The sequence below is a fragment of the Clostridium weizhouense genome (assembly GCF_019431045.1).
In the GTDB taxonomy this organism is placed as follows: Bacteria; Bacillota; Clostridia; order Clostridiales; family Clostridiaceae; genus Clostridium; species Clostridium weizhouense.
Genome location: NZ_JAHXPT010000006.1, coordinates 189758 through 207735, shown reverse-complemented (window position 1 = coordinate 207735; position 17978 = coordinate 189758). Strand labels below are relative to the sequence as shown.

11 protein-coding genes are annotated in these 17978 nt (G+C 26.2%); 2 read left to right on the top strand and 9 right to left on the bottom strand.

All coding sequences use genetic code 11. From position 1 onward, the window contains the following. Positions 1-113 precede the first annotated feature (113 nt). The 9 genes from KYD98_RS09485 to KYD98_RS09450 all read right to left on the bottom strand — a co-directional run bounded on the left by KYD98_RS09485 (position 114) and on the right by KYD98_RS09450 (position 15521). Positions 114-2123, bottom strand: coding sequence for an N-acetylmuramoyl-L-alanine amidase (locus tag KYD98_RS09485; protein ID WP_219779545.1), 2010 nt, complete (start codon positions 2121-2123; stop codon positions 114-116). A gap of 929 nt (positions 2124-3052) precedes the next feature. Next, on the bottom strand, positions 3053-4132 hold the full coding sequence (locus tag KYD98_RS09480) for a HAMP domain-containing sensor histidine kinase (protein ID WP_258049722.1): 1080 nt from the start codon (positions 4130-4132) through the stop codon (positions 3053-3055). After that, the gene (locus KYD98_RS18200; RefSeq protein WP_258049721.1) at positions 4080-4439 is read right to left on the bottom strand and encodes a hypothetical protein; all 360 of its coding nucleotides are present in this window, start codon (positions 4437-4439) and stop codon (positions 4080-4082) included. Before KYD98_RS18200 ends, KYD98_RS09480 begins: the two co-directional genes overlap by 53 nt. Further along, positions 4436-5113, bottom strand: a complete 678-nt coding sequence (locus KYD98_RS09475; RefSeq protein ID WP_219779544.1) for a winged helix-turn-helix domain-containing protein — start codon at positions 5111-5113, stop codon at positions 4436-4438. The genes KYD98_RS18200 and KYD98_RS09475 overlap by 4 nt, the downstream gene beginning before the upstream one ends. Before the next feature lie 527 nt (positions 5114-5640). After that, positions 5641-7740, bottom strand: coding sequence for a sensor domain-containing diguanylate cyclase (locus KYD98_RS09470; RefSeq protein ID WP_219779543.1), 2100 nt, complete (start codon positions 7738-7740; stop codon positions 5641-5643). Positions 7741-7861: 121 nt separating this feature from the next. Next, positions 7862-9292: a cadherin-like beta sandwich domain-containing protein gene (locus tag KYD98_RS09465; RefSeq protein WP_219779542.1), complete on the bottom strand. Its 1431-nt coding sequence runs from the start codon at positions 9290-9292 to the stop codon at positions 7862-7864. A gap of 1195 nt (positions 9293-10487) precedes the next feature. Next, positions 10488-11708: a cadherin-like beta sandwich domain-containing protein gene (locus KYD98_RS09460; RefSeq protein WP_219779541.1), complete on the bottom strand. Its 1221-nt coding sequence runs from the start codon at positions 11706-11708 to the stop codon at positions 10488-10490. A gap of 592 nt (positions 11709-12300) precedes the next feature. Continuing rightward, entirely contained in the window at positions 12301-13572 is a 1272-nt protein-coding gene (locus tag KYD98_RS09455; RefSeq protein ID WP_219779539.1) for a cadherin-like beta sandwich domain-containing protein, read from the bottom strand. Positions 13573-13871: 299 nt separating this feature from the next. Further along, a complete protein-coding gene (locus KYD98_RS09450; protein ID WP_219779537.1) occupies positions 13872-15521 on the bottom strand; it encodes a PspC-like choline-binding domain-containing protein in 1650 nt (549 codons plus the stop codon). A 606-nt stretch (positions 15522-16127) separates the two neighbouring features. Between KYD98_RS09450 and KYD98_RS09445 the strand changes: the two genes are divergently transcribed. Together KYD98_RS09445 and KYD98_RS09440 are read left to right on the top strand one after the other, a co-directional pair. Further along, a complete protein-coding gene (locus KYD98_RS09445; protein WP_219779535.1) occupies positions 16128-17300 on the top strand; it encodes a HipA domain-containing protein in 1173 nt (390 codons plus the stop codon). Between the two features lie 178 nt (positions 17301-17478). Next, complete coding sequence (locus KYD98_RS09440) at positions 17479-17814, top strand: DUF3784 domain-containing protein (RefSeq protein WP_219779533.1); 336 nt, start codon at positions 17479-17481, stop codon at positions 17812-17814. The last annotated feature ends 164 nt before the right edge of the window (positions 17815-17978 follow it).

The window sequence follows — 17978 nt, the reverse complement described above, 5'->3', positions numbered from 1 at the left end:
TAATAATTTGAATATTATTCCATATATTCTGTGTAAAATTAATAAAAAGTGTGCAATTTACACTTAGGTTTACCCTAAATAAATTACACACCATTTTATATTACACGCTATTTTTAAAAATTGTCTTTAATAGCTTTCGCGATTGCTTCTGCTATTTTTCTTTGACTACGTGAATCTGCACATCTTTCTGCTTCTTCTTCATTTGTTATAAATCCACATTCTACTAATACTGCTGGCATATTAGTATTTCTAAGAACAAATAAACTACGTTCTGAATCACTTTTTGCACCTCTATCTTTTGTATCAAATTCATTTACAATACTAGTATTTATAGCTTTAGCTAGTTTTCTGCTGATTTCAAGTCTGTTTTGGTCTATTCCACCACCATATTTATCATCCTTAGGAGATACACTATAATATGTTTCAACTCCCTTTGCAGTTTCTACTGCTGAATTATGATGTATACTTATAAAAAAGTCTGCTTTTTTCTTATTTGCTAAATCTACTCTATGTGAAAGACTTGCATTTAAATCTTCATATGATGGTCTTTCATCACTTTCTCTTGTCATTATTACATCAAACCCAATATCTTCTAATTCATCTCTAAGTTTAGATGCAACTTCAATATTTAAAACTGTTTCTTTATAAGTTGTTCCATTAATAGTATTTTGAGAACCATAATCTTTGCCATAATCATGTCCTGCATCTACCACTATTATTTTTTCATCATTATCTTTTTTATCTCTATCATTTTTACTATCTTTATCATTTTTATCTTTATCTTTTTCTGTATTTGAATTATTATCTAAAATCATTTTTTTACCATCAGGACCTACTTTTTGGCCATCCACTGTCATATTAGTAACCATTTTTCCACAAACTGGATCAAAATAATATGAATCACTACCTATATTAATCCAACCTGTTGCCATTGTTCCATTGTTATTTAAATAATATTTTCCACCATCATTTATCAAACCACTTGCCATACTTCCATCATTATTAAAGTAATGCCAAGCATTATTTATCATAGCCCATTCAGTTTTCATCTTTCCACTATCATTAAAGAAATAACATTTACCATCAATTCTTTTAAATCCTTTAACCATTGATCCATCCCCTTGAAGGAAGTACCAAGAATTATCTAATTGCATCCATCCCTTAGCCATATTTCCTGAATACTTAAGATAATACCATGTACCATTATCATTAAGCCATCCAGTCGCCATCTTTCCGTCATCTTTTAAATAATACCAATTACTATCAGGTTTAATCCAACCTGTTGCCTTTGTATTATCTGATTTATAATAATACCAATCACCATCTTTTACTTTCCATCCATTAGTTGATGTTATATTAGGAGTGTTGTTTTCTGATTGTTTTATAACATCACTTGCATTTGATGAATTAGGAATGGTTACTTTAATTTTATCATTTTGATTAGATGTATTTTGATTATTATCTTTATTCTTATCTACATTTGAATTAATACCATTGTTTATCTTATTAGACTTTTCTACTTCTTTAATTCCTGAATAAACAAGTAAACTATCATATAAACTATATAGCTCATCTCCATATGTAGTACTTGGACACCATTTTTCATTCAACCCTTTTACTGTAGTTGCTTTACCTTTAATAGTTATGAAATGTCTTGGATCATAAGTATTGCTCTTTGGATAACCATTTGCCCCTGCATATAAAGCTAAATGATCCATATGAGCTTGTACTCCATCATCCCAACTATCAAATATTTTATGAGCATTTTTGTCATAATCTGATCCTGATTTTGCAGTTTTAAGTCCACAAGGATTATAAAAACTTTCATCAAGTACTCCTGTAAATTTTCCAAAATTAGTTTCCTTAGCTGCTTGAACATATGCAATAGAAGGATTAACATCTCCACAATCTTCAGAATACTTAAAATAAAGGTTTGCTAAATCAATAAATGTTTCAGTTGCTCCTCTTGATTTAGCCCATTTTTTTGCTTGCTTTACAGTAACTTCACTCTCTGATATTATGTCAACATCATTAGTAATAGCTTGTACTTTTATATTTGGAAATAATCCTAACATTATTGCAAAAGCAAATATAAAAGCAATTATCTTATTCTTGTTTTTCATGAAACTTCTCCCCTTCCCCTTATCATTAAATTTTATCATTTTTTACACTTAATAACAATTTGCACCCTAAAGAATTAATTAATATTTAAGAATTATAAATTTCAATGCCAAAACTGGCTACGCCATGTTTCAATTGACAATTGAAAGTTGACAATGCACAATTATAGTTGAAAGCCACAGGCTTTCTTCAAATATATTTTATAAATCTTCTTAAGAAGATTTCTTCCTTCATTGTCAATTGTCCATCGTTCATTGTCAATTCAAAAACCTCTCTATAAATTTAGATTTGATCAAGGTTTTAGGCTTCTCAAATTATATATTTTGCTAGATATATATGTTGTAATATGATTTCTACACTCAAATTTAAAGTTTAATTTTAAATTCTCTTCAACAAGAGTGTTTAACAAATGTAAATTTAAAATTGCAATATATAATAAAAAAAAATGATTATCTCAAAACACATGCCTACATTTTGAGATAATCCTATATGTATTTTCTATATTCTAAATAAAAGTTTATATTGTAATAGAGAGGCGAATTTATATTGACTAATGGTTTTTAATACTTAGTTAAAGACAAGCTCAATCTTAAACTAAGAATTTTATTTATCCGATAGCTAGTATCTGTAACTTTATAACAGATACTTTATTGAGTGGGGTACTACTTTAGCGGATAAAAACTTCTAAATCTCATTTGAAGACGCTCTTCATATGTGACTAAGAATTCTGTTTATCCTACAACATTAACATTATTTTAGAATATAAATTTATTTTAAAAGCTTATCTATATTGCATTAGGGGGGACTAACACTAATATACGCTTTTATTATAACTCTTAAATAAGAGGAATAATCTAACTGGTCATATTTATATAATAAATCCCTTTTGTGAAATCTTTGTGAAATATATAAAATTTTTTCCTTAAAATATCTATGGCAAATCTATAAAAAATAAAACTCCATTCTCTACATTTTCTACACCAACAATTCCACCATGAAGTTCTGCTATTAACTTTACTATAGAAAGCCCAATTCCCTGACCTCCATATTGTCTTGATCTAGCTCTATCTACTTTATAAAATACATCCCAAATATTTTCCAATTCATTTTCTGGTATCTGCTTACCAGTATTAAACACAGATATTCTTACTCTTGATTTGTTCTTCTCTGCAACTATTCTTATAAATTTATTTTTATCTAAATGATTTAAAGCATTTATAATATAATTGTTTATAACACGTTCAATAAGCCCATAATCAGCTAATATTACTAAATTTTCTTTAATACTTAAATCTAAAATTACATTTGTCTCAGCAAATTTAGGTTTAAATATTTCCACTATATTTTTAATAAGTTCTCCTATATCAAATTTATATTTTTTTAGTTCAAATACACCTGATTCCATCATTGATAGATTTAATAACTCTTGAACCATTCTATTCATTCTATCACATTCTTCTGAAATAACATTACAATACTTTTCTCTATTTTTCTCATTTTCAGCAACACCATATTTTAAACCTTCTGCATATCCTTTAATTACCCCTATAGGTGTTTTTAATTCATGAGATATATTCCTAACAAGTTGTTTTCTACGATCAACATCATGTTTTAATACATCCATAGCATCTTTTAATTTTTTTGACATCTTATTTATGCTATTTCCAAGACTACCTATCTCATCTTCAGAAGCATACACTACACGTTCATCAAACTTAAGATTAGATATATCTTCAGCAATATTACTAATTTGTCTTATTGGTTTAGTAATTTTATTTGAAAAAATAAATATAAATATAATTCCTATAAATATTATAAAAACTCCTACAATAATATAAAATTGATTAGAAATATATACACTTTCACTAATGCCTTTCATAGATTTTCTTAAAATAATAAGTTCACCATCATCCATTTTTGATAAAAATACTACTTTAGGTTCTTGTTCATTTTGATTTTCAATAATAGAGTACACATATGTATTTATCTTTAAAGATTTTTTCCACATCATTAGGCAATCTTGCTGGATTAAATCCACCTCTTCTAGTGATAGAAGTATATTGTACTTGAAGATTGCTATCAGTAACCATGCAATTAACATTTTCAATTTCATTAATAAATTTTATATAATCTACAAAATCTTCTCTATCATTCCTATATTTATCTTTAATTTTCTCATTTACATCTATAAAAATACTCTTATTTTTATAGATATAATATTTTTCTAAAAATAAGTTATTTATAATAATACCTAAAGCAATCATAAAAAGCATTGCTAGAGCAAATATTAAAGAAATCTTTATTCTTATGCTCTTCATAATTTATCATCCTCAAACATATATCCAGAACCTCTTACAGTCTTTATATAATCACCACATTCTAATAATTTAGCTCTTAAAGTCTTTACATGAGTATCAATTGTACGAATATCTCCTTCAAAATTATGTCCCCATATTCTATATAGTATTTGTTCTCTAGTTAATACTCTTCCACTATTTTGAGCAAAATAAATAAGTAATTTGTATTCTTTTCTATTTAAATCAACCTCTATATCATCTATAGTTACCTTATGTGCCTTCTGATTTATCTTTATCTTTCCAACTATAACATCATCAGTATGTTCTTTTTTTATCTTATCTACCAATCTATTAAATCTAGCAATAAACACTTGATAACTAAATGGTTTTGAAATATAATCATCAGCGCCATTTTTAAATCCCATAACTTCATTTTTTTCATCACCTAAAGCAGTTAACATAATTATAGGCACATCCGAATACTCTCTTATATGTGTAAGAACCTGCCATCCGTCATATATAGGCATCATTACATCTAATATAATTAAATCAATATCATTCAAATTAAAATAAGTATCAATAGCCTGTTGTCCATCGCAAGCTTCTATAGGGATACATCCTTCTTTCCTTACAATGTCACATACAAGTTCCCTAAAAACATTATCATCATCTGCAATAAGAACTTTTATATCCACATAAATCCCCCCTTATAATTATTATTATCAAGTTATTTATTATGTAACAAGTTATTTTATAAAAATTATGTGAAATTTATATGAAAAGTTTATGTTAACTCTAGATATTTTTATATTTTTTTCCTTAAAATACAAAATAAAATGCCTATACTACATTTCAATGGAAAGTTTACAATAGACAATTAAGATATAAATTTCTACACAATTTTAAAAACATCTGAAACTAAATTTTATCGACGATTAAATCTTTAAGAATTTTATAATTTCTATATAATATCAAAGGCTATTTTCAAAAACATATTTTCAAATAACAAAATTTATATTGTAATATAAGGCAAACTAGCATTGAATTTTCCTGCACATGATTTCTTTTAAACATATCTTCAAATAAAAGAATAGTAGTGATATTAAATACATCCAAGAAAATTTTCTTAGTTCTGTAAAACAATTATCACTACTATTTTTAATATAGACTATGTTTTAAAATATCAACATTCACTTAAAATATAGCGTTAATATAATATTTTCTATTGTGCCTCTTCTCTCTCCATGTAAGCTACACTTCTGTTTCTTCCTAATGTTTTCGCCATATAAAGAACCTTATCTGCTTTTTTTAATCCTTCATAGAAATTACATTCATCTTTTTTAAATTCATAAATTCCTAGGCTTAAAGTTATATTATTAAAAATTGTATTATCAATACAACAACTATGATTTTCAACAGCTTTTCTTATTCTTTCACTAATTATTCTTGCTGTCTCCAACTCAACATTAGGTAATAAAACTAAAAATTCTTCTCCTCCGTATCTTCCTATAATAGCATCTTTTCTTATTTCATGTTTTATTATAGAAGTTACTTCTTTAAGTACAATATCTCCTGTATTATGTCCATACGTATCATTTATTTTCTTAAAATAATCAATATCAATCATTATTATAGAAAACTTATTTTTATTTGTAATACTTGATTTTAAAATCTCTTTACCTTCTTTTAATATAACACTTCTATTAAAAACTCCAGTTAATGAATCATAAGTTGCAAAATATTTAACCTTATTAAATAGTCTACTGTTTTCTAAAGCAACTCCCATATAAGATGCTAATACTTTAAGTTCGCTAACATGATTTTTGTTATAAGCATTCTTTTTATAATTTTGCATAGTTATTATGCCTACAGTTTTACCTTTAACTATAATTGGTACATAAATCATAGATTTAGATTTTATATCATCCAGACTTTTTATAGAAGTATATTTTGAATATTCACTGAAAAAATCATTAATTAATATATCTTTTTTATTTCTAAAACAATATCCTGCAAGATTTTTTTTGTCATTTACATTTATAGGTTTTAAATTTACTGTATTCTTATTATTTATAAATAATTTATAATTTAGCTCTTTAAATCTTTCTTCATATAAAGCTATTCCAAAGATATCCGCATCAACCAAATCTCCAACTTCAGCATAAATTACCTTAAACATCTCATCTATCTCCAAAGTTGATGTAATTTTTTTACCCAACTCTGAAATAACATCCATTTTTTTATATAAATTCTTATATAACTTTGCTTCTTCCACTACATTCTCATATTTTAAAATTGTGAACCACACACTGTTAAATGAATTATAAATAATCTTTTCACAATGATTAAACTTTTCAATAGCTTCACATGCTTGTTCATACTTTCCTAATTTTTTATATATATTGCTTAGCCCACTATATGCTTTAGATTCTAAAATAATAAAATCTGAATTTTTTAAATACTCTAATGCTTCAATAAATTTATTTTCTGCAAAAACATATTTTCCAAAATTCAAATCACATTTTGCCCATCTTATTAAAGTTTTTATCTTTAAATATTCTCTATTATTTTTTTTGCATATATTAATTACATTATTAAATTCTTCTACTGCCTTCTCATGTTTACCTAATCTATAAATAACCTCTGATTTAATTGATAATATCTTAACCTTATAAATCTCATCATTGTTTTTATTTATTAAATCTAAGCTCATATCACAGTATTCTTTTGCTTTTTCAAAATCTTTAAATTTTAATTTAAATTCAGCTAATATTATATAAAATTCAATTTTATCATTTAATTTAAGATTATTTTCATAAATTTCTAATTTATCAATTATTTTCAGCGCTTCATCATAATTATTACTTTCAATATAAGCGTGCACTATATTTATTAACAATTCAACTAAAAGATTTGAATCCTCTATTTGATTTGCTAATTTTATTCCTTTTAAACCATTCATAATTGCCAAATCAAATTTTCCAAGTTTTGCGTAATCTAAAATAAGTAAAGCACATGTTATAATACGCCCTCTTATACTACCAATATTTTCAAAAAACAAATTTGCTTTTAAATTAAAATCTATAGCTTTTTTGAAATTACAATTCATACTTTCATACCAACCATTATAAACAAAGCACCAGTTCTTGCTATATTCATAATTATTTTGTTCTGAAATTTGTAGTAAGCGATTCATTATCTCTTTCACGTATTTAGGATTATATTTAATATTTTCTATAGCAAAATTTTTAAAATATTCAATATACTTTTCATCTTGCTTAAAATTATTAATATGTTCCTCCAATTCAGGATAATTATTCATGTCTCCCCCCCATATTAATCATTGTCTAAATATATCCATTCTATATTTAAATTAATTAATTTTTTTCATCACCATCAAACTCTTCTTAAATATAAAATAAGAAAAGTTAAAAGACTGAATATCATACTTGATTAAACTTCACAGATCCATCTTCATTAAAATTATAAGTATATCCATCAATAGTTATAGTGCTTGTCCTCATACTCCCATCTTCATTTAAATAATAATATTTATTATTTTGATATAGCCATCCAGTTCTCATCGTACCTATATAGTTTATATAATACCAATATCCATTATCATACATCCATTCTCCACTTTTCATAGAACCATCATTATTTAAATAATACCAGTATCCATTGTATTGAAGCCAACCTTCTTCCATTGCACCATTAGAATTAAAAAAATATTTTTTACCATCATATATAACCCATCCTGTAACCATAACTCCAGAATTATCTAATAAATACCAATTACCATCAACTTGTATCCAACCTTTTTTCATCATTCCTGCTTGATTTAAATAATACCATTTATTATTATTATAAAGCCATTCTGTTTGCATAACTCCATCTGCATTAAGATAATACCAATCGCCTTCTTCAAAAAGCCATCCTGTTTGCATTGCACCATGACTAGCTAAATAATACCATTTATTATCTACAGTTATCCATCCAACTTGCATATTTCCTCTTTTATTAAAATGAAAATATCTATCATAGTATTTATCATAAAACCAAGTATCTTTTAAACATTCACCTAACGAATCATTATATCTCCATCTCCCGTTTACAATAACCCATTGATTAGGCTTAATTACTGAATTAATCGAATTTGAAATATCTGGTGATATAGGAATTCCCACATACATATTTAATGTATATTCCTTAAATCTTTTGGTTTCTATATCAGTGACTTTAACTTTAATGACATACTTTCCAATCTCACTGAACCTTATTTTTATCAAATTAGGTTCATCTAATTCTGTGCCATTAACTGATACCTTATAAGTTTCATCCTCAGTAACAGCATTAAGAAGTACCTTTGATGTATCCTGATCAATTTCTATATTATAAGAATTTCTTTCTTTTTCAAATCCAACATTACTAGAATCAATAGTTATATCATTTAAATATATAGCTTCTTTTCCACCCCTATATATATACAAAGTATAAACACTTGTATTGGCACTATTATCGTCTTTAACTTCTATTTCTATTTTATTTTTTCCATCTTTTAAACTTATTATCTTTCTATACTTATCGTCCCTTTTTAATAATTCTCCATTAATTTTTACTTTATCATCATCATCTTCTGGTCTAGCTCTAATTATTATCTCATCTAATGATTTATCAACATCTAAAATATAAGAATATTTATTTTCAGAAAAATCAATATCGTATCCATCACTTAAATATAAACTCTTTAAATATACTTTGCTTGCAGCATAAGCTTTATTCCTTGTTAAATTCAAATAATCTGCTGGCCAAAATACATTAAAAGCATTAACAATTAATATTGATGTAACTATATTTTTTAAGATTTTCTTCAAAACGCATCCCCCCTTAGGCCTATAAAATAATAGTTCAAGTAATTAATCTATTATTTTTTTATCTGCCTCATATAGTTGATATAATATATAATTCTACCACTATAATCCTATAAGGTAAATTAATATTACCTTAATATATGATTAACTTTCAAAGAGGGATATAGAGTTAAATAGCCTTATTTTTGTATAATTATTAGATATTGCTTGCTAATTTTATAGGTTAATTATTTTTTATTTTAATTATAACAAAACAAAATATGTATAACAAATATACTCTATTTATTCCAGATATATATAATACCAAAATTAAATACACACTTCATATGTAATATTTGCCACAATAATTTTAATATTTTATATATTGTAAATTTTATTCCAAACATAATTAATTTTTAAATTCACTTTTTTCTTAAATTTCATTTAATTTTCAATTCTATAAAATCATATGATTTTCTATACAAAAAAACTGTATTACTCCAACATAGTAATACAGTTTTTCTCTCTCTTTAATAATTTGTCGATATAATTAAAACTTAACCTTATTATAACATATTTTTAAATTTATTCAATATATTTTTGTAAACCTTTATATATTTTTACTTTTTATAAATTATATATTAAAATTTAACAGAATATCATTTCTATATAGTTGCTCTTCTAAATATATAATATTTATAAAAAAGAACAATTAATACGAAATGATGCATAAAAAAAATAAGCTTTAGTATTTCTTGATTTTAGGCACATGAAATAAAATAATAGATCAAAGAGGTGTAGTATATTTTGTGTCAGACAAGGAAGTAAATTTAGTTAATAGCGAGCTATTAGCTAAATTTACTGACGCAGTCTCACACAAAATAGACAAGCATGTTGATCTATTATTTTTTGAATGTGCCTTAATATGAATTTTACGTTAAGAATATTGTTATTGTTTTAGTGCTTGATAGTCTATTTTTCCAAAGATAATCTCTATGTAAAAATATAAGAGTATATATAATTGACGAAGATGCATTGAAACAAGCTTTTAGTGTTTCATCATTTGTTTAAGCTGCTTAGCGTTAAGAAATAACTATTCTTTGAACCTTTAGGTGAGTTTAGTTATTTTAGCTAAGTTGATTAAACAAACGATAGAAACTCTTAAGCGTAGTTTCTTAGCATCTAGAGTCAATTATATATACTCTTTTTTATTTATAGATTATCTTATCCAAGCTCCATTCCAGCCTAATCTATATCCACCTATTGTTGTATTCTTAAGCATTGCTCCTGAACTATTACAATAGTACCATACTCCATTATCATATACCCAACCAGTTTGCATTGCACCACTATATTGGTTTAAGTAATACCATGTTCCATTAACATATGTCCAACCTGTTTGCATTTGTCCAGTGTATGGATTTAAGTAGTACCATGTTCCATTAGTGTATGCCCAACCTTTTCTAGCATATCCATATGCATCAAATAGATACCATGTTCCAAAATTTCTATCAAGGAACCAAGAATTTTTAATAGGATTTCCTGTTGAATCATTATATACTAAGTTTCCATTAACAGTTATCCATTGATCTGCCTTGATTGGTTTGTTTGTTTCTTTATTACTTTCTTTATCATCACTATCTTTATCTGAAGATTTTCCTCTATTGATAGTTAATGTATAAGTTCTTCTGTCATCATCTTCTTTAAGTTTTATTTCAAATTCATTTTTACCTTCTTTTAAGCTTACAGTTTTCTTATAATCGTCATCATCATCAACTCTTTTTCCATCAATATAAACTTTGCAGTCATCACCATCTTCTGGTTCAGCTATTATTTTAACTGATGAAGTTGATTTATCAAAATCTATGCTATAAGAAGTTTTACTTTCTTTTAATTTTATAGTTTCTCCGCCTACTTTAAGTCTATCTAAATAAATTTCATCATAATCGTCATCATCATCGTCATCATCATCGTCTCTATCTCTATCACATTGAACATATATTGTATATCTTTTACCATCTGACTCTGATTTGTCTTTTGGCCAAACATCTATTGATATTTTAGTTGAAGATGAACTTACAGGTATCTTTTCATTTTCTTCATATTTTTTAGAACCTTTTTTGATTTTATAATCATAATCTCCATCAACATCTAAATCTATATATACTCTATTGCCTGATTTTATATTAACATAATATTTTGAGTCTTTTTCATCAAAATCAACTTTATCCTTACTTTTACATTTTTTGCTATCATATAATTGTAATCCACTGCTACCAGATGATTTTTTCACCTCAACCTCTTTTACTTTAAACTCTGTTTTAGCTTCATCTGCATGTGCCTGCGTAGTCATTAAATTAATATACTTTGCTGGTTCAATTGTAGCAAATGCTGATACAGTAAGTAGTGTAGCAACTACTCTTTTGAATATTTTATTCATTTTACCACTCCTCCCCCTATTAACATACATTTTACCATGGAATTATTAAACTGTAAATTAAGATAACCTTAAGATATTCTTAATTGAATAATTATCAAATATTTGACATGAAATTTCAAAATTAGATATGATAATAACAGTTATGATTTTGAATCTCATTAATACATACAATTTTCTTTGAAAATTTTGGTACCTTTTCAATAAATAATTGGATATTTAACAACAAAAAAACTATAAATTACCACTTCAATATTTTTAATAAACACCTAAGCTAATTACTTCTATAAACAAAAATAAGTATATATAACTTACCTATATTTAGGAAATTACATATACTTATTCATAAAATATATAAGTACCTTCTTAACTATATTTTAAAACTGTTGATATCCACGTTTCAATTCACGATTGACAGTTGACAATGAACAATTGTGGTTGAAAGCCACAGGTTTTCAAAAAAATATATATTTTAGAAATCACAAAGTGATTTCATCCTACATTGTCAATTGTCCATTGTGAATTCAAAATATCTCTTTAAAACATACTTCATGTCTTATATATTCTGTTATTTATATATTCTACTGTTAAAAATTTATCCTCTTATCCATGCTCCATCTGAACCTAATTTATATCCATTAATTGTTGCATTTGTAAGCATTGCTCCAGATTGAGTTAAGTAATAATACTTACCATTATCTATTATCCAACCAGTTTTCATTGCTCCTGATTCACTTAGGTAATACCATTTACCTCCATCAAGTAGCCAACCTTTTTGCATTGCTCCACTTCCATCTAAATAGTACCAAGCTCCACCACTAGGTAACCAACCTGTTACCATATCTCCATTCGAATCCAAGAAATACCATTTTCCTGAAGATCTATCTTGATACCAATTACTCTTTATTGCTTTTCCGTTTGAATCATTATATTGCCATTTACCATTAACAGTTACCCATTGATTACATTTTAATTGTACACTTGGTCCTGGAGTATTTGAATTATTGTTTGTGTTATTGCTTGGTTTAGTAGTATTTGTATTGTTTTCTGTTTTTTTATCTTCTAAAGATTTATCTGCTCTATTTATATTTAATGTGTAAGTTCTCTTATTATCATCATCATCTTCAACAGTGATTTTGATTTTATTCTTACCCTTCTCTAAATCAACTTCTCTTCTATATTTATCATCATCATTGACTTCATGTCCATCAATTTCAACTGTATAATCTTCATCTTCTGGTTTAGCTTTAATCTTTACAGATTTAACTGATTCAGGAACAGTTATATCATATGAGCTTGTTTTCTTTGAAAAGTTTATTGTTCCTTCACTTAATGTAATATCATCTAAATAAATCTTATCATTTGAATCATCATCATCATCTTTTTTTGAATCAGATTTATCATATACATGTATTTCGTAAGTTTTTTCAGCATGTCTTTTTACATTATCTTCATCAAATTCGCCTTTTTCGTATATTCTTAAATAAAGAGTTGATCCAGAACTAACTTTTATATCATCTCCTAAATCATGAGCTTCCTTTTTACTATCTTTAAATACATATGCTTCATAATCATCATTTATATCAGCATTTATACTAAGTTCTTTATCATCTTTACTTGGCTTTACATAATATTTTGTAGTGCTATATTTAAACTTTGTTTTATCTTTACATTTTGAATCACTGTAAAGCTTAAGGTCATCACTATCTCCATTAACTTTAAAATCATCAATGTCATCCTTATCTATTTTAGAAGATTTGGCATAAGCTGTAGTTGTCCCAAAATTAATAGCACTTGCTGGTGCTACTGCAGTAAATGCACTTATAACAAGTGTAGCTGCAATAATGTGTTTTAAATGTTTATTCATGTTCTTTCCCCCTCATTCAATATAAGTATAATTTTACCACATAAGGCATGTTTTATGAATACATTTAATCTTAAATAATTCTTAAGAGAAAATAAATACCCCTTAAGCCCAAAATCATATTACAACAAATGAACAAACTTTCATTGAAACTTATATAATTTAAAAATAAATTCAATAAAATTATCATCTTCCTGAAAATAAAAATTGATATTGTTGAATAATTCAGAACCGACATTGGAATTTACTTAAATCCTCCTGTCCATTATTTTTATTCAACAATATCAATACTATTTTAAAATTTATTGTAAACTTCCATCTTCATTGAAGTAGTACTTAGTTCCATCTATATATCTTGATTTTGTTACCATAACACCATTTATATTAAAGTAATACCATTTTCCATTAATTAAAACCCATTCATTTTTTTTCATTTGACCTGATTCTTCATCTAAGTAGCACCATCCATCACTTGAATATGCCCATCCTGTTTTCATTGCTCCATTTTCATCTGCACAATACCAGTTTCCATCATGTCTAAACCAACCTGTATACATAGCTCCTGATGGATCTTTAAAGCAATACCATTTTCCATTTACTAAGTTCCAATCTATAGCTGCTGCACCATTCTCTTTTAAATAGTACCAATCTCCATCAACCCATTTCCAAGCGGAACTTTCCATATGACCATAATTATCAAAGTAATACCAATCTTCTCTATCAACCTTAAACCATCCTGTAGCTAAAGTCCCGTCTGCCTTTAAATAACATGTCTTACCACCATCTTGAGCCCATTGTGATTTTCTCACTTCACCATTTCCATCAAGACAATATATCTTATCTCCATCTTTTATCCATTGAGCATATACTTGATATCCTTGCTTTGGAGAGAAGTAACATCTCTTCCCATCAACAATTTGCCAACCTGTTTCCATAGCTCCATCAATTCTATTGAAATAATAATTTTTACCCTCTATTTCATGTACTCCTCTATATTTAATACCATCCTCATCATAGTAATAAACATATCCATCTTGCTTGTCCCATCCTTCATCTTTGTTAATCCTATCAAAGAAGTCATCAGTATGGTCATCTAAATCATCAAATAAATCAGTTATTGAATTTGTAACCTTATCTACTGAATGAGCTATATCATCTAACCCATCAGTAACTGAACTAACAATATTCCCTATTTTCCCTTCTATTTGCCCTATTATTCCATCTACTTGACCTTTTATTTTATCTCCTAAATTTTTTATTACATCTTCTAATTCATCAATCAACTCAGGTAAAGCTGCATTCCCTACAGTTCCTAACTTAGTAGTATCAACGTATATAGGTTTTTGGCCAGACTTTAATAACATTCCTGTAATTGGTCCACCAGCTATAATTCCCATTCCTAATACTGTACCATCGTTCTTTGATGCTGCATACTGATATACAGGTATTTGTTGAGCTGCATTTTGTAATTGTGTAGCTGCTGTATCAATTGTGCCAGGCAATACTTGTGCAACTACTGCCTTAACTTTTTCATCAATCTGAGGTTTAATCATTTGTGCAATTTTTTCGTCTGGTAATGCAGCAAATTCTGGATGTTCTTTTTTTGCTATAGCAACTGCCTGTGCTGTTACCATTGCCGTTACCTTTGATGTAACCTCTTTAGTTACCATTGGAGTAACTATTTTTTCTGCCGTTTGCTTGCTTAAGTTCACCTTTACATATTTCATAAATGTAAGCTTAACATCATCTGCTGTTGTATATATAGTACTCTTTAAATAATCTTTTAATCCAATTTGCACCTTTACTTCATCTGCTGCTGTCCATCCACCTGTCTCAGATGTTGTTTTTGCATAAGCTGAAACATTTCCTGTAAATATATCCTTAGGTGCTATAGCTACAACTGAAGTTGCTACTAATACTAATGCCATCACTTTCTTAATTCTTTTTATCATATTTCTTCCCCCTTGATAATTCCCGAAATTTAAAATAATAAAATCTATATACCCCTGGGGTACCCCAGAGGTACCCCAGGGGTATATAGATTAAAGTTAATATCTAAACTATAAGATTAAAATTTCAATTTATAGCTTGTCTAATATGTAAATTCCATAATTACATATTAGATTTAATTAATTATATTTTACATCATAAAATCAAAATACAGGAAACAAATCCACAATAATATTGATATAAAATATTATACCACTTATACTGATCAGTTTAAATATGAAATTGACCAACGTTCATTGTTAATTTTTTCTAATAAATATAGCTATTATTAAACTTTTAAGTTGTAATAAATAATTATATTTTAAATAAGGCACATTCAAAAAAATAATAGAGCAGTATGCTAGTCTATTTGATCTATTATTTTATTTCATGTGCCTAAATTATTTGCAAATGTATTTACCAATTAGTATCATATTTTTGATATAATTTATTTATTATATGTAATACCTTATTTCTTAAATACATTAAAATTAAATTTTATGCTATCTTTTAAAATAGCTCTAATTTAAAATGTCAACATTCAAGATTTAAAAAAGGATGTGAAAAATTTGAGTGAATTTTATCTTATGAATAAAGATATACAAGTTCTAATTTTTAATGATAAATTAAATATTAATGGAGATTATGAAATCATAAAAATAATTAATAAAGCTCTAAGCCCATATATTTTAAAAAATGAAACCTCAGGATTAAATGATTGGTTTAAAAGCAGAGTAATTCCTGCTAATAGAAATCATTTAGAAAAACTAATTGAATCTTTAAAATTTGAAAAAAAACCAACTGCCCTGGATTATTTAAAATTAAATAATGGATTTAGTTTAAATGATAGCTACTGGATAAAACCATTAGATAGTATGAATATGTATCCATCTGATTTATGTTGGAGTAAACATAACTTATATGATAATAACTTTCAGGAAGCCTTAGGATTAGTAACTTTCTTTGGTAATAATACTAGCTTAGGTGGTACAGTAAATACTCCTAAAGTTTCATCACCAGAACTTACAACTCAAGGGGTTATGAATAAGGCTTGGAGAAGAATAAATAATAAACTTTTATTATATAAGCGTGGTAATATCGGCGCTGCAAACTTAGATAAAGAACATTTTGCAGAAGCCATTTCAAGTGAAATAGGAACTCTATTAAACATTAATTGTATCCCTTATTGGATAGATAAATGGCATAATCAAAATTGTTCAGTATGTGAAATTTTCACTTCTAAAGATAAAGGTTATTTACCTGTTAGATACTTTTTAGAAAACATGGAACCTAACAAAAAAAAGTGGGGTTTTGCAAATGTCATTGGATGGATTCCTAAAGAATTTAAACAAGATTTTTTGGATATGATAGTATTTGATTATATTATAGAAAATAGAGATAGGCACTTAGGGAATTTTGGATTTATTATAGATAATAATACACAAGAACTTTTATCTTTTGCTCCATTATTTGACCAAGGATATTCTTTAATGTCTAATGCTTTAAGTGATGATTTTCATAAAGATCTAACTAATTATTCTGAACCACATCCAAGTTTTGTATTAGAAAATAAAGATTTAGCTAAGTATGTTATAGAACAAAACAAACCAAGATATAAACATTGGACTAAACTTCTAAGATTAAAATTAGATACTATCGACTGGTTTAATTGTCCTGATTGGTATAAAGATGGCATCAAAAAATTAATATTTACTAGATGTGATATTATAGATTCCTTTTAAAAATACTCTACATTTTAAATAAATGCTAGTATTTTATTATAAACCTAAATGTACATTAAAATTTTATTTTGATTAACTATATACTAAAATATCAATATAGTTTTAAAACATAAATTTAAAATACAAGTTTACTCTTTTAAATTAACTTTAAAGTACTAACATGAAAGGATTTGATACTATGAATATAGGTACTATAATATGTTTAACACTTGCAATATTTTTTATATTACTATCACTTATTTTTACTTTATTAAAGGAAAAAGCTGCTTTATTAATCAGTGGATTTAATACTATTTCTAAAGAAGAAAGAGAAAAATATGATAAAAAGAAAATGAGCATAGATATGAGAAATTCTCTTTTTCTTTGGTCTATAATTTTACTTTTAGGGGTAGCTTCATCATATTTTATAAATAAATATTGTTCAATTATAGCAATTGTTATTTGGTTAATTGTTTTTCTGAAAGATATTCACATTAATTCAGACAAAGCATTTGAAAAATATAAAAAATCATAATTCTTCTTATTTTAATAAGGATATTCAATATTCTAAAATTATAATAGATTAAATCATAAAAAGTATAAATTTATACTTATCCCTTTTTATATTTTATTATTAACAGTAATTTAAAGTAAAAATTGATATTATAAAATAATGAAAATTTAAATTTCCTTTTCATG

Bases quoted from the DNA above. Each gene is read 5' to 3' on its own strand.
- KYD98_RS09455 (WP_219779539.1), bottom strand. From the start codon at position 13,572: ATGAATAAACATTTAAAACACATTATTGCAGCTACACTTGTTATAAGT.
- KYD98_RS09460 (WP_219779541.1), bottom strand. From the start codon at position 11,708: ATGAATAAAATATTCAAAAGAGTAGTTGCTACACTACTTACTGTATCA.
- KYD98_RS09480 (WP_258049722.1), bottom strand. From the start codon at position 4,132: ATGATGTGGAAAAAATCTTTAAAGATAAATACATATGTGTACTCTATT.
- KYD98_RS09470 (WP_219779543.1), bottom strand. From the start codon at position 7,740: ATGAATAATTATCCTGAATTGGAGGAACATATTAATAATTTTAAGCAA.
- KYD98_RS09450 (WP_219779537.1), bottom strand. From the start codon at position 15,521: ATGATAAAAAGAATTAAGAAAGTGATGGCATTAGTATTAGTAGCAACT.
- KYD98_RS09440 (WP_219779533.1), top strand. From the start codon at position 17,479: ATGAATATAGGTACTATAATATGTTTAACACTTGCAATATTTTTTATA.
- KYD98_RS18200 (WP_258049721.1), bottom strand. From the start codon at position 4,439: ATGAAGAGCATAAGAATAAAGATTTCTTTAATATTTGCTCTAGCAATG.
- KYD98_RS09485 (WP_219779545.1), bottom strand. From the start codon at position 2,123: ATGAAAAACAAGAATAAGATAATTGCTTTTATATTTGCTTTTGCAATA.